Source organism: Actinokineospora sp. NPDC051303 (assembly GCF_055586285.1).
This window is the reverse complement of sequence record NZ_JBVJIN010000027.1, coordinates 82,715-94,867: the sequence shown is the minus strand read 5'-3', so window position 1 is coordinate 94,867 and position 12,153 is coordinate 82,715. Positions and strand designations below refer to the sequence as shown.

General features: G+C 70.1%; 12 protein-coding genes. 7 read left to right on the top strand and 5 right to left on the bottom strand.

All coding sequences use genetic code 11. The annotated features are described in order from the left end of the window. Positions 1-607: 607 nt before the first annotated feature. Genes ACZ6SD_RS21120 through ACZ6SD_RS21105 form a run of 4 tightly spaced genes read right to left on the bottom strand, consistent with a single transcriptional unit; the run spans position 608 to position 3,482 of the window. Positions 608-985, bottom strand: coding sequence for a sterol carrier family protein (locus ACZ6SD_RS21120; protein ID WP_465318661.1), 378 nt, complete (start codon positions 983-985; stop codon positions 608-610). After that, the gene (locus tag ACZ6SD_RS21115) at positions 982-1,779 is read right to left on the bottom strand and encodes an ESX secretion-associated protein EspG (RefSeq protein WP_465318660.1); all 798 of its coding nucleotides are present in this window, start codon (positions 1,777-1,779) and stop codon (positions 982-984) included. The genes ACZ6SD_RS21120 and ACZ6SD_RS21115 overlap by 4 nt, the downstream gene beginning before the upstream one ends. Further along, entirely contained in the window at positions 1,779-3,107 is a 1,329-nt protein-coding gene (locus ACZ6SD_RS21110; RefSeq protein WP_465318659.1) for a PPE domain-containing protein, read from the bottom strand. The genes ACZ6SD_RS21115 and ACZ6SD_RS21110 overlap by 1 nt, the downstream gene beginning before the upstream one ends. Positions 3,108-3,137: 30 nt before the next feature. After that, positions 3,138-3,482: a hypothetical protein gene (locus ACZ6SD_RS21105; RefSeq protein ID WP_465318658.1), complete on the bottom strand. Its 345-nt coding sequence runs from the start codon at positions 3,480-3,482 to the stop codon at positions 3,138-3,140. 245 nt (positions 3,483-3,727) lie between these two features. On the opposite strand from ACZ6SD_RS21105, the gene ACZ6SD_RS21100 reads away from it, so the two are divergent. After that, the gene (locus ACZ6SD_RS21100) at positions 3,728-4,285 is read left to right on the top strand and encodes a type VII secretion system-associated protein (RefSeq protein ID WP_465318657.1); all 558 of its coding nucleotides are present in this window, start codon (positions 3,728-3,730) and stop codon (positions 4,283-4,285) included. Between the two features lie 80 nt (positions 4,286-4,365). On the opposite strand, the gene ACZ6SD_RS21095 is transcribed toward ACZ6SD_RS21100, so the two are convergent. Next, positions 4,366-6,462, bottom strand: a complete 2,097-nt coding sequence (locus ACZ6SD_RS21095) for a putative bifunctional diguanylate cyclase/phosphodiesterase (protein WP_465318656.1) — start codon at positions 6,460-6,462, stop codon at positions 4,366-4,368. A 316-nt stretch (positions 6,463-6,778) separates the two neighbouring features. Here ACZ6SD_RS21095 and ACZ6SD_RS21090 point away from each other — a divergent pair, with 316 nt between their 5' ends. The 6 genes from ACZ6SD_RS21090 to ACZ6SD_RS21065 are packed head-to-tail and all read left to right on the top strand — an operon-like array spanning position 6,779 to position 12,145. Next, on the top strand, positions 6,779-7,618 hold the full coding sequence (locus ACZ6SD_RS21090) for a lysozyme (protein WP_465318655.1): 840 nt from the start codon (positions 6,779-6,781) through the stop codon (positions 7,616-7,618). A 50-nt stretch (positions 7,619-7,668) separates the two neighbouring features. Beyond that, positions 7,669-8,616 carry a pentapeptide repeat-containing protein gene (locus tag ACZ6SD_RS21085; protein ID WP_465318654.1) on the top strand — a complete coding sequence of 316 codons (948 nt, stop codon included), beginning with the start codon at positions 7,669-7,671 and terminating at the stop codon, positions 8,614-8,616. 37 nt (positions 8,617-8,653) lie between these two features. After that, entirely contained in the window at positions 8,654-9,172 is a 519-nt protein-coding gene (locus tag ACZ6SD_RS21080) for a WXG100 family type VII secretion target (RefSeq protein WP_465318653.1), read from the top strand. Next, entirely contained in the window at positions 9,172-9,981 is an 810-nt protein-coding gene (locus tag ACZ6SD_RS21075) for a hypothetical protein (RefSeq protein WP_465318652.1), read from the top strand. The genes ACZ6SD_RS21080 and ACZ6SD_RS21075 overlap by 1 nt, the downstream gene beginning before the upstream one ends. Beyond that, positions 9,978-11,303, top strand: a complete 1,326-nt coding sequence (locus ACZ6SD_RS21070; RefSeq protein WP_465318651.1) for a lipase family protein — start codon at positions 9,978-9,980, stop codon at positions 11,301-11,303. Before ACZ6SD_RS21075 ends, ACZ6SD_RS21070 begins: the two co-directional genes overlap by 4 nt. Next, a complete protein-coding gene (locus tag ACZ6SD_RS21065; RefSeq protein ID WP_465318650.1) occupies positions 11,300-12,145 on the top strand; it encodes a hypothetical protein in 846 nt (281 codons plus the stop codon). Before ACZ6SD_RS21070 ends, ACZ6SD_RS21065 begins: the two co-directional genes overlap by 4 nt. Positions 12,146-12,153: the final 8 nt, after the last annotated feature.

Here is a 12,153-nt window from a genome sequence, read left to right as displayed (position 1 = left end):
CCTTCGGCCCCACGACCACGGCAAGTTTAGGGATCTTCCTTCTCCCCCAAAGAAACCACTCCACCCCATCGAGCACCTGGCAGGGTTCGTGCGGCCTGGCAGGGAGGTGGTTAGGTCCGGGGGCGGCTTCGTTGAGGGTGGGTTCGCTGCTCGTTCCGCACCATTGAGCCCCTGGCGAGTCCGGGTTCAGCCTGGCGGGGGTGGGTTCGCTGCTCCACTCATCGAGCACCTGGCGAGCGTAGGTTCAACCTGGCAGAAACGCGGGTGGCAGGAACGCGGGGCCAGCAGAGGGCCGGTCCAACAGAAGGGCGGCCTGGCAGCAACAGGGCGACTGACAGGAAGGTCGGGCTGGCAGGCTGGCCCCCACAAAGGCCACTCAACCACCGCCCCAACCACATCCGCGACAGCTCTTGTTTTGCCTCTTGTTTTGCCGCCCCACAGCCCCACAACAAAGCCCCACCCACCCTGGGGGCTGACCCCGCTCCAGTCTATCGGACCAGGCCGACAAAACAGGCGAGAACGATCTTGCCTGTGGATAACTTGGCCACGGGGTGCCTGCTGCCAATTTGCGCAGGTCGGCGGACGAAAAGTGGCTTCGAGGGGTGGATCAGGGAAGCCGCAGCAGTGGGAGGAGGGGGGACAGGTCCGCCCGGGCTCCTGAAGCGTTGACCTGGCCGTTTTCCACCGCGTCGGTCCAGGTGAGTCTGCCTGTTGCCAGTTCCAGCCAGGTTCGTGGGTCGGTTTCCACGACGTTGGGTGGGGTGCCTCGGGTGTGGCGAGGGCCTGCCACGCACTGCACGGCCGCGAAGGGGGGCACGCGTACCTCGACCGTGTGGCCGGGGGCGTCTTGTTCCAGGGTGCGCAGGGTGAGGCGGACAGCTGCCGCCAGGTCGGTGCGGGGTGGTTGGTCGCCGCCGTTGAGCCAGGGGAGGACTGCGGTGACCGAGGCGCGCAGGGCGGTGGGGTCTATGGGTTTGCGGCTCACGGGGTGACGTCGGTCAGGACCTCGTCCACGTGGTGGGTGAGGCGGCGGTGGTCCGCGGGGGAGATGGTGGTCCACAGGGTGCCGTCGGGGGCTGCTCTGCGGATTTGGAGGTAGCGGCCCTGGTCGGTGTCGAAGTAGGAGACCACCCGGTCGGCGCGTTGTCTGCGGCCGAGGCGGTCGCGGGCGGCGGCGCCGAAGTTGCCGGTGCCGTGCACGTCGGTGATCATCTCGGTGAGGGCGGTGGCGTCGTCCGGACGGACGCCGCGGGACAGTAGGGCGGCTTCGAAGGCTTTTTGGGTGCCTTGGGCGGCGTTGGCGGCGGCCTCGAAATCCTCGGTGCGCAGGGTCACCGACTGGCCGGGTCCGGCTTGCAGCGCGGGCAGTTCGCCGACCGCGGCCGAGGCCAGGCTGGAAGGGGACGTGCGCCGCAGGGTGATCGTGTCGCCGGTCAGGACGGTCAAGGCACCGTCATTGTCGCCCAGGGAGCAGGCGAGCAGCCGCACCGCGTGGCCGGTCCACAGCCTGCCGTCGACCTCGCGGTCGGGGCGGGCGAGCAGGGTGAACAGGTGCTCGATCTCGGGGTGGATGTCGACCTTGCGGCCGAGGCCGCGCGCGTCCAGGCCCGCCCAGACGCGTTCTTCCAGCGCGGCCCGTTCCTCGTAGGTCTTTCCGGGCGAGGGCACCTTGACCACCAGCGGCATCGTCCCCGGCCCCAGGTGCTCCCACAGCACGTCGAATTCGAGGGCGGAGAGCGAGATCGGCTCGCTCTCCACCTCGACCGCTCCGAACGGCATCACGTGTCGCTACCGCCGAGGACGGCCTGCGAGACAGTGCGGTCGTCGCCGTAGAGGTCCTCGGTTTCGACCAGGTAGGTGGCGGACTCGTAGTTGTCGTCGTCCTCGTCGGCCGCGCCGCGCCCGCCAGCGCCCAAGGGGCCGCCGATCCCGCCTCGGCCCGGTTGCGCGCCAGCGGCGTTGCGGCCGCCGAGGGTGGTTTCGCCGCCAGCGCCGCCGAACGCGCCAGCGCCCGCCATGCCGCCGCGGCCGATCTGCGAGCCCTGCCGGGTGCTGTCCGCGCCCAGCCCGCCCGCGGCGCCCGCGCCGGACCCGACGCCGCCCTTGGCGCCGCTGCCTGCGCCGCCGCTGAGACCTTGCGCGCTGTTGACACCGCCGACCGGCACGCCGCCCGGGGTGAACTGGCCGCCGGACCCCGTCGGCAGCGCCGGGTTAAACGATGTGTTGAACATCGCGACCGTCGGCCGCGACGGTTGCGCGCCGCCGCTCGGCTGGGTGAACCCGGCGGGCATGGTCGCCGACGACGGCGGCACGTACCCGGACGGGGTCGTGGTCGAGCCCGAGATCGACGGCGGCGTGAACGAGCCGTGCTGTCCGTTCGCGACCAGCGGGGTGAACTGCGCGCCACCCGAGGGCGGCGCGGCCTGGGCGGGCGCGAACGCCGCGGCGGACGTGCCGGACCCGGTGCTCGGGTTCGTGAAGTCGGCGCCGAACGTGCCGACGGCGTAGCCGGTGCCGCCGGAGGGGGCCGGGGTGGCGATCACGACGTCCGGCGGCGGGACGAAGGTGCCGAGCGTGTTGGTGTTGAACTGGCTGCTCGACTGGTAGGACTCCATGGTGTCCACGGCCTTCTGAGAGGCCGCGTCCTGCTGGGCCTCCTGCGCCTCGTGGTCCTGGGCCTGCCCGGCGACCGCGGCGGCCGGGCCCGCGTCCCCGGTGAGCAGCGCGGCGCCCGCGGTGATCATCTGCCAGCCGGACGGCTTGGGCGTGGTCACCTCGACCGGCTCGGGCATCTCGGCGCGCGCCCGGGCGATCATGTCCGCCTGGTATTCGGTGGAGGCGCGCATGCCGGTGGCTCCGGACTGCGCGTCGCTGGCCCACGCCTGCAACGGGGTGAGACCGGCGTGGGCCTGGTCGGCCGCGCCGCCTTCCCAGGTGGCCTGCATGGTGCTGAGCTTGGTGTTGAGGTCGGCGTCGATCTCGGCCAGTTCGGCGGCGAGCGCCTCCCAGTACGCGGTCTGCGGGGTCGACGCGGCCGGGCCGGGACCACCGTTGATCATCGCGTGCAGTGTCGGGTGGTCATACCCGCGCCACCGGTGCATTGCCATTCGGATCACCCTCGGTTGTCGCTGGTCGGCCTAGGCCGGGTGGATCTTGCCCCACATGAGGTGGTTGGTGCCCTCGGTGCGCAGGTAGCCCTCCTGGGCGGTCTCCAGCGCCTCGATGGCCTTGCCCAACTGCTCCTGGTAGCCGCGCAGGCAGGCGATGGCCGAGTCCTCGGCGCCGCTGTTGGTGCGCTGCACGAACTCGGTCGCGGTCTCGCCGCTCACCGGGTCGTCGGCCCATCGGGGCACTTCCAGCCCGTCGAGCGCCCGGACCTTCTCCGACACGCGGTCATACGCCTCACGGAAAGCGGCAAGCGCCCCCGGAATCGCGGACGGCTCGATCCGCAGCGTCTGCGTCCCGGCGAAGGCTGGTTCCACAGGTGGGACCGAACCCCCGCCGCCATCGGCTAGAAACACCGTAGCTCTCCCCTGGTCCTGTGCGTTTGCGACGACTGTAGCTCTGATGTCCGGCGCGGCGGAATGGTTCCCGCCACGTCATGACCATCAACTCCACCCGATTCCCGAACATGATCACAACGCGCACGCCCGGGAACCGTGTGGTGACCTACCGTAGCGGGAACCTACGATAACGGGAACCCAACCTCGGTCAGGGAGCCGTATTCATGGAGCAGCCGGAGATCACCCTCGACATGCGGGCGAGCGCGCTGTCGAACCCCAACAGCTGGCTTTATGTCATCGACCCCGCCTTCGCCCCGGACGAGGACGTGCCCCCGTGGGGCCTGGTCGGCGCTTACCCGGTGGACGCCCAGGGACAGATCGGCGACCGCTTCCGCCCCAACCTCGACTACCGCCCTTCCCCGACGGCCCTGCGGATGCCACCGCCCGCGAACCGCCTGGAAAAGATCATCCAATTGATCCACACCCGACACCGCCCGCAAGCGGCTCTGCTCCCGGTTTTGCTGGACTCACCCCTGCTCGTCTACGCCGCGACCCCCGTTGACGAGACCATCACCGGATTCCCGAACAGCGAAGGCAAGATCCTCATTCCGGCCTGCACCTCCACCACCCACATCCCGCGGTCCTGGCCCGCTTGGCGCGAGATCCACGGCCGTGACCTGGCCGCCCGACTCGACGGCCACCCCCTGGTCCTCAACCCGGACGGCCCGATCACCGCCCTGATCCCCGCGGCGCGCCTCGGGTCGAGATCCTTCGCCAGGTGACCCGGCAGGGGGATATCCACGGCGCCGTCCACAAAGCCCGCCCGCGCGTGTCGATCAAAGCGCGGTCGACAATCCAGCCCTCACCGCTCCAGCCAGCGCTCGATCTCCTCCGGCGGACCGGGCTTGGCGAACAGCCACCCCTGGGCGCTGTCACACCCGAACTCCCGCAACCGCTCCGCCTGCTCCGGGTCCTCCACCCCTTCTGCGATGACCTCGTGCCCCAGCGCGTGCGAGAGCGCGATCAAGGTGGTGACGATCTGCGCGTCAGCCGGGTCGGCGGCGGGCGAGTTCCGCAATCCCTCCATGAACGATCCGGCGAGCTTGATCGCGTGGACCGGCAAATGCCGCAGATAGGCCAGATTGGAGTACCCGGTCCCGAAGTCGTCGATGGCGATCCGCACCCCCAGATCCGACAACTCGCGCAATGTGCGCAGCGGCCCCCCGGTAGTCCCCATGATCGCGCTCTCGGTCAGTTCCAACTGGATGGCCGACGAAGGCAGATTGGCCGCCCGCAAGATAGTCGTGACATCCGCGACCAGTGTCGGCTCCTCGGTCTGCCGAGCTGCGAGATTCACACTCACCATCGGCGCGTGGGCGCCATAAATATCGTGCCACCGGCGGGCCTGCCGGGCGGCCTCCCGAAGCACCCACAATCCCAACGGCACGATCAGCCCGGTTTCCTCGGCCAGCCCGATGAACTGGTCCGGCCCGAGCCTGCCGAACTCCGGATGCGCCCACCGCACCAAGGCCTCGACGCCGACCAGCTTTCCGTCGCCGAGCCGGACGATCGGCTGATAGTCCACATAGAACTCTTCGCTCTCCACCGCCGCGGGCATTCGAGCGGACAGGGTGAACCGGGCGACTTCGCGCGCGTTGCGCTCGGGGTCGTAGCCCGCCCACCGGTTCTTGCCGTCGGCCTTGGCCCAGTACAGCGTGACGTCGGCGTCCCGCATGGTCTCGGCCGGGGTCGCGGTCACGACCGCGCGCTCGACCAGGCCGATGCTCGCCGACACCGCGAGCCGGTGCCCGCCGATGGGAACCGGTTCGGCCAGCGCCGCGAGTATCCGCTCGGCCAACGCCACGAGGTCGGCCCGGCCGGTGCTGTTCTCGACCAGGACCACGAACTCGTCGCCGCCCAACCGCGCCACCATCCGGTCCGGCGCGGTGACCAGAGCGTCGAGCCGAGCGGCGACGGCGACCAGGAGATCGTCCCCGATGTCGTGTCCAAGGCTGTCGTTGATGACCTTGAAGCCGTCGAGGTCGAGATAGCAGACGCCGACCCGGTTGTCGCCGCCGCGGGCGAAGGCGGCGTTGAGCCGCTCGGTGAACAGCGCCCGGTTGCCCAGCCCGGTGAGCGGATCATGGTTGGCCTGGTGCCGCAGCCGCTCCTCCAGCAGGTGCCGCTCGGTGATGTCCTCCAGCATCCCCACCAGAAACTGCGGCGTGCCGGTCTCGTCGCGCACGAGGGACACCGACAGGTTCGTCCACAGCGGCGTGCCGTCCGCGCGGCGCAGCATCCGTTCCATTCGGTAGTGGTCGCGTTGGCCCGCGCTCATCTCGGCGAGGGGCCGCTGCATCACCGCGGGCTCGTCCGGGAAACGCAGCTCGGAGACGTGCATGCCGCGCATCCCCTCGACCGAGTAGCCGAGCATGGCCGCCATGGCCGCGTTGACTTCCAGCAGTTTGCCCTGCGCGTCGGAGATGCCGATTCCGACCGCGGCCTGGCTGAACATGGCGCGGAACCGGGCCTCGCTCGCCATCAGGGCGGCCTCGGCGCCTCGGCGGGCCTCCAGGGCGGCGCGACGAATGGACTCCTGGTCGCGGAAGATCGTGTCGCGCATGGCGGAAGCGAAGCCGTTGGCGAACGCGGCCTGGACCGCGGGCAGCCTGCGGCGGGCGGTCTCGGCGTCCTCGACGCCGACTTCGCGGAGCAGATCCTCGCCAATCACCCGCAGGGAGGAGGCGAGGGTGCGGGCTCCGGTCAGGCGCAGCCCGACGATGGCCGAGCCGACCCCCTCGACGGGCTCCGGGTCGAAGCGCTCCGCGCGCAGCGCGGCCAGCAGGACACCGGTGTATCCGCGCACTCGGTCGACCAGGCCGCGGTGGTCCATCGCCACGTAGCCGGTCTCGGCGAGCGCGGTCGCCCACATCCGCGCGAACGCGTCGGGTCCGCCCACCAGTCTCCTTCCCGAGGGGTTCAAGCAAAGTTTCGCCTGTTCACGGCCAGGTAGCCACCCCGGAGTCGAGTTTGTGGCCCGGTGCGGCCTCTGTTGACAGGGCGGAGCGGGCCTGGCATCCCAGGTGCACGGGCTAAATGATCTTTTGGGGAAAATTTTCCAGGCCGGGGAAGCTCATCCCCCCTGCTCACCCCAGTTATAGTGATAAATTCACGCAAAGACGTGACAAATGGATAGTTATCCCATCACACTTGATGGGCGGCCTGCTCCCCCTGTTCGGCGGGTCGACGTGAGGGCACTCGGGAAAGGGCGACCAATGAAGTCCTCTATCCACGGCGTGAGACGGCTTCTGACCACGACGATGACCGCCTCCGCCTTGCTCATCGGCCTCACCGCCCCGGCGACCGCCGCGCCGGGCCACGCGGCCGACCGCGCGACCCAGACCGACCACGCGATGGGATCGCAGATCCGCAAGCACGAAGGCGATCCCACCGCGGGCGACCAGGCCGCGTCCGCCGGATCCGACGTCGGCGTGCTGGCCACCGTGTCGGGCATCGATGTGTCCGGCCACCAGGGCAACGTCAACTGGGCTTACTACTGGGGCCAGGGTAAGCGGTTCGCGTACGTCAAGGCCACCGAAGGCACCGGTTTCAAGAACCCCTATTTCACGCAGCAGTACAACGGCTCTTACAACGTGGGCATGATCCGCGGCGCGTACCACTTCGCGTTGCCCGATCGATCCAGTGGCGCGGCGCAGGCGAATTACTTCGTCGACAACGGCGGCGGCTGGTCGCGGGACGGCAAGACGCTGCCCGGCGTGGCCGACTTAGAGTACAACCCGTACGGCTCGACCTGTTACGGAAAGTCGCAGGCGTCGATGGCGGCGTGGATTCGGGACTTCGCCAACACTTACAAAGCGCGCACGAGCCGCGACGCGGTGTTCTACACCAGCACGAGCTGGTGGTCGCAGTGCGTGGGCACGGCGCAGGCGTTCGCGAGCACCAACCCACTGTGGATCGCCCGCTACAGCTCCAGTGTGGGCACCCTGCCCTACAACTGGTCATATTGGACGTTCTGGCAGTACACCTCGTCCCCGATCGACCAGAACTACTTCAACGGCGCCTACGATCGGCTGCAAGTGCTGGCCAACGGGTGACTCCTACCGCACCGGGGATCCAGGGGTTCCCGGTGCAGTAGTTTCCGCCCGTGAGCACCGCTTTCCTGATCGTGGGTATGGTCGCCCTGACCGCGAGCCTGGCCGTCTTCTCCGTCTCGGCCCGACGGGCCAAGCGCGGCGTGGACGGGTGGTGGCTGCTCGGCACGGTGCTCGTCGCGGCCGGGCTACTGGCGTTGGTCAGCGGCTGGCTGCTCACCGAGCCCAACCCGAACCGCGGCGAAGCCCTCAAGACCGGCGGCCTCGCCGCTGGCTCGGTCGTCGCGCTCTACGCGCTGTGGCTCAACGACCGCAGACGGCGCGTGGACGAGGAGCGCCAGGACGTCGAGCGGCGCAGGCAGGACTTGGAGTCGGCGCGCGCCGAACACGACCGCGAACGCGTCGCCGACGAGCGGTTCGCCCGTGCCGTCGAGCTGCTGGGCAGCGACGCTGACCAAGTTCGGGTAGGCGCGCTGCACGCGCTTGCCGGTCTCGCACGCAACCGGCCTTACTACACGCAGACAGTCCTGGACGTGTTCTGCTCTTATCTGCGTAGGCCGTTTGACCGGTCCGCGTTGGACGAGCACGAACTCCAGGTGCGCAGGACCGCGCAACGGCTCATCGCCGACCTGCTGCCGCCGCCGGACTCCGACCTGCGCTACGACCTCGACCTGACCGGCGCCGATCTGGAGTACTTCGACCTCGGCCGACGCGCTGTCGGCACGCTGGTCATGCGGCACACCATGCTGCACAGCTCGAACGCGCTGTCGCGCATGCAGGTGTGGGGAGACGCCTGGTTCACCGGCTCGGTCAACCACGGCAACCTCTATCTCCACGACTCGACATTTCACCGCAAGGCGTGGTTTAGCGGCTTCATCTCCCGCGGCCCCGCGCTGTTCTCCGGAACCCGGTTCCACGGCCCGACGAAGTTCGCGGGCGCCCGATTCCTGGACCGGCTCGACCTCTCCGGGGAACCGAACGCCACGCGCGTCCGTCCATAGCTGCCGTAAGGTTCCGTGACGGCCTCTGGGGGTGGACATGGCGTTCTACGGTGATCCGGACGAGCTGGACCGACTCGCCGGTCAGATCGAGCAGCGCGCCGACGAGGTGCGCAAGCACGGCGCGGACATGGACACGCAGGCGGGCGCGATGCGCTGGAAGTCCATCGCCGCCGACCGCTGCCGCGAGTCCGTCGCCGGTGACCGCAAGTCCCTCGACGGCACGGCGGACAAGCTCGACGCGGCCGCCGCGATCCTGCGTCGGCACGCCCAGCAGGTGCGGGAGCTGATCGCGGCGATCAAGCGCATCGCCGAGACGGTCGTGAACTGGTTCAACGGCGCCATCGACCGGTTCAACAAGGCGGTGGAGAGCTTCAAGAACGCCGTGGCCGACATGGCCGACGCGGTCGGCGACGCCCTCGGCTTCGGCGGCGACGAGCCCCAGCCGCCCCGGCCGCCGTGGGAGGGCTGGAAGTACCAGCCGGACAACCTGCCCCCGCCCGGCGACAAGCAGTGGCTGGAAGTCGGCGAGTTCATGCGGGCGCAGGGGGTCGCGTGATGGCGCCGCCGACCCCGGCGCCCGCGGCGCACCGGCTGACTTTGACCGCCCCGGAATACGCTTTTCTCTTGGACAAGACCGGCGTGACCATGCCGCCGGACTGGCAGCCCGCCCCGGACATCGCGGATGAGAGCGGCCTAGTCGACAAGGGAGTCCTGCGCGGCTCCGGCGACCTGCTCACCGTCCACCCGTCAATCGAGGCGAATCTCCGGGTCCTCGCCGGACCGCAGATCATGATCGACACCACCGCGACCATCGGCGCGCGCGGCTCCCGCAGCGTGCACGCCGTCGCGGGCCGGGTCGGCGCGTCGCTGTTCGCGCTGCCGGACGCGGCCGTCGAGCTGTCCATGTTCGCCGCGGTCGACCTCGGCCGCGAACTGGTGCGGGCCGTGCCCGCCGAGGAGACCGGCATCGGCTCCGCGCTGGACGCCGCCGACGAGGCCGAGCCGCTGCGCGGGCGCATCCCGCTGGCCGCCCTGCACGAACTGGGCGTCGCCGACCTGCTGCGCCCCGCCGACCCCGGGGCCCCCGCGCACGTGCTGGCCGAGTTGAAGCTGCCCCCGGCGGAGGCCGAGTTCGCCGTCGCGGTCGTGCGCCGCACCGACGGCGTGCTCCGCGCCCTGGTCACCGCCCTGGCGGGCGGCGGGGTCCGCACCGCCCAGCTCACCTGGCTGCACAGCGACACCGGCTGGGTCGGCGTCGCGCCCGCCCCGACCGGCGCGGACCGCGAGCTGGTCGACCTCGAACCCGTCGACCGATCCGATCTCGGGGTCTGGCTGGCCCCCTTCGTGGCGGAGGCGCTGACGTGACCGGCCCAGGAGTGTCCAACATCAGCGTCACCGGCGGCGCGGGCGGCAGCGAGGCGTACTACGAGGACCTCGCCGCCCTCGGCGACCTCACCGACGACGTGGCGGGCTCCACCCTCACCATCGCCGTGACCAGCCACAAGTACCTGGCCGACCCGGACGTGCTGGCCTCCGCGCTGCTCAACCCCGGCGGCGTCGCCCAGTTCGAGGGCGCGATGCTCGGCGCCCTCGACGGCCCCAGCGGCCTCACCGCGACCTCGGCCGCGATCGGCGTGCGCGGCCTGACCCTGCAGGCGACCAACCAGGCGTACCAACTGGTCGACGACCTCAACGCCAAGGCCCTGGAGGCGTCCCGCTGGCTCGCGGGCGCGGGCGTCGTCGGCATGCCCGGCCTCGCCGTGGCAGGCGCGGGCGCCATCGCCACCGACGTCTACCTCAACTACGACGGCGACTGGCAGAAGTGGCTGGTCGACCACCCCGGCATGATCGACACCATCCTCGGCATGTCCCCCGGCGCCCTCAGCGCCCTCGGCCTGCCCACCGACCTCGCCACCCTCACCGAACTCATCGCCGCCGCCTACCCCGACGGCGACCCGAAGCTCACCGATCTCGGGCGGGACGACAGCGCCATCGCCAACGATCCGCCGGACGGTCTCGGCGAGCTGCTGAACGGTTTGGACCACCGCAACGGCACCGACGCCAACCTCGACATTCGCAAGGTCACCCAGCCCGACGGCACCGTCGCCTACATCGTGGACATCCCCGGCACCAAGGTGTGGAACCTGCCCGGCGACGACCAGGGCAGCGCCAACGACTTCGGCACCAACATCGACGGCATCGCGGGCAATCCCACCGTCCTGCAGGAAGGCATCCAGCAGGCGCTCGCCGACGCGGGCGTGCCCAAGGACGCGCCGATCATGCTCGTCGGGCACAGCCAGGGCGGCATCGTCGCGGCGCGCACGGCTGGACCGCTGGTGGACGACGGCTACAACGTGACCCATGTGGTGACGGCGGGTTCGCCGGTGGGCGGGGTCGACATCCCCGACAGCGTGCAGATGCTGTCGCTGGAGAACAGCGGCGACATCGTGCCGCACCTCGACGCGGCGGATAACCCGCCGAGCGACAACCGCACCACGGTCACCTTCGACAATCAGACCGGGACGATCGGCGGGAACCACCAGATCAACGGCAACTACACCGACGCGGCGACCGCGCTCGACTCCAGCACCGACCCGTCCGTCCAGCGGTTCCGGGAAAGCGCGGGAGTGTTCTTCGGCGGCAAGGAAGTCGACACGCATCAGTACAAAGTGGAGCGACAGCCGTGAGGACGGTCGTGGCGCTGGTCGCCGTGGGCATGCTCGCGGCGGGCTGCGCGGAATCCAAGCAGGTTCCCGTTTCCGCGGACTTCACCACCACGGTGACCAGCCTGCTCGGCGCGGTCGACGGGTCAGCGCGACCCACGTTCGACGCGTTGACCTGCGGAAGCGTGTTCGACGCTCAGGGAAACAATCTGGTCGCGATGTGGGCCGACGCCACGGTGCGCGACGTGTCCTCGGCGGAACTGCGGGCGGCGGGCGTCAAAGCCGGGTGGCAGCCGCAGGTCGCCGAGGGTTTCGACCTGGTGCTGATCGGGCCGCACGACGTGCGGTTCGCCCTCAAGGGCGACAAGGTGCGCGCGGAACTGGCGAAGTGCTCGATCTCCGGGCGACACCAGGAACTGGCGATCGACCTGCGTCCCGATCTCACCACCGAGCAGGCGCAGGCGATGTCGCCGGGGTTCGCCGCCGCGGCCCGCGCGGCCAAGGGGATCGCGGAGATCGCGGGCGAACCCGTTGACCCCAAGAAGTTTCCCGCCTCCGGCAAGCTCGCGGACGCGCCCGAGGTGTCGCTGACGACCTGCGGTGACGGCGCGGGCGCCCGGGGGGCGAGCTGGTATGCCTCAACGCGGCAAGCCATCACCGCCGCGCCCGATCTCAAGCAGCGCGCCCTCGACTACCTCGGTCCGGAGTGGACAGTGGACCCACGGGAGGGGCAGCCGGACTATCTGGCCGCGAGCAGGCCAGCGGACCAGGTCGAACTCACTGTCTCCCTGCGCACACCCAAGAACGCGGGCGCGGAAATGGAGTTGGTCGCCGAGGGGAAGTGCGTGCCGGTCGCGGGGCCGTGACGCACGGC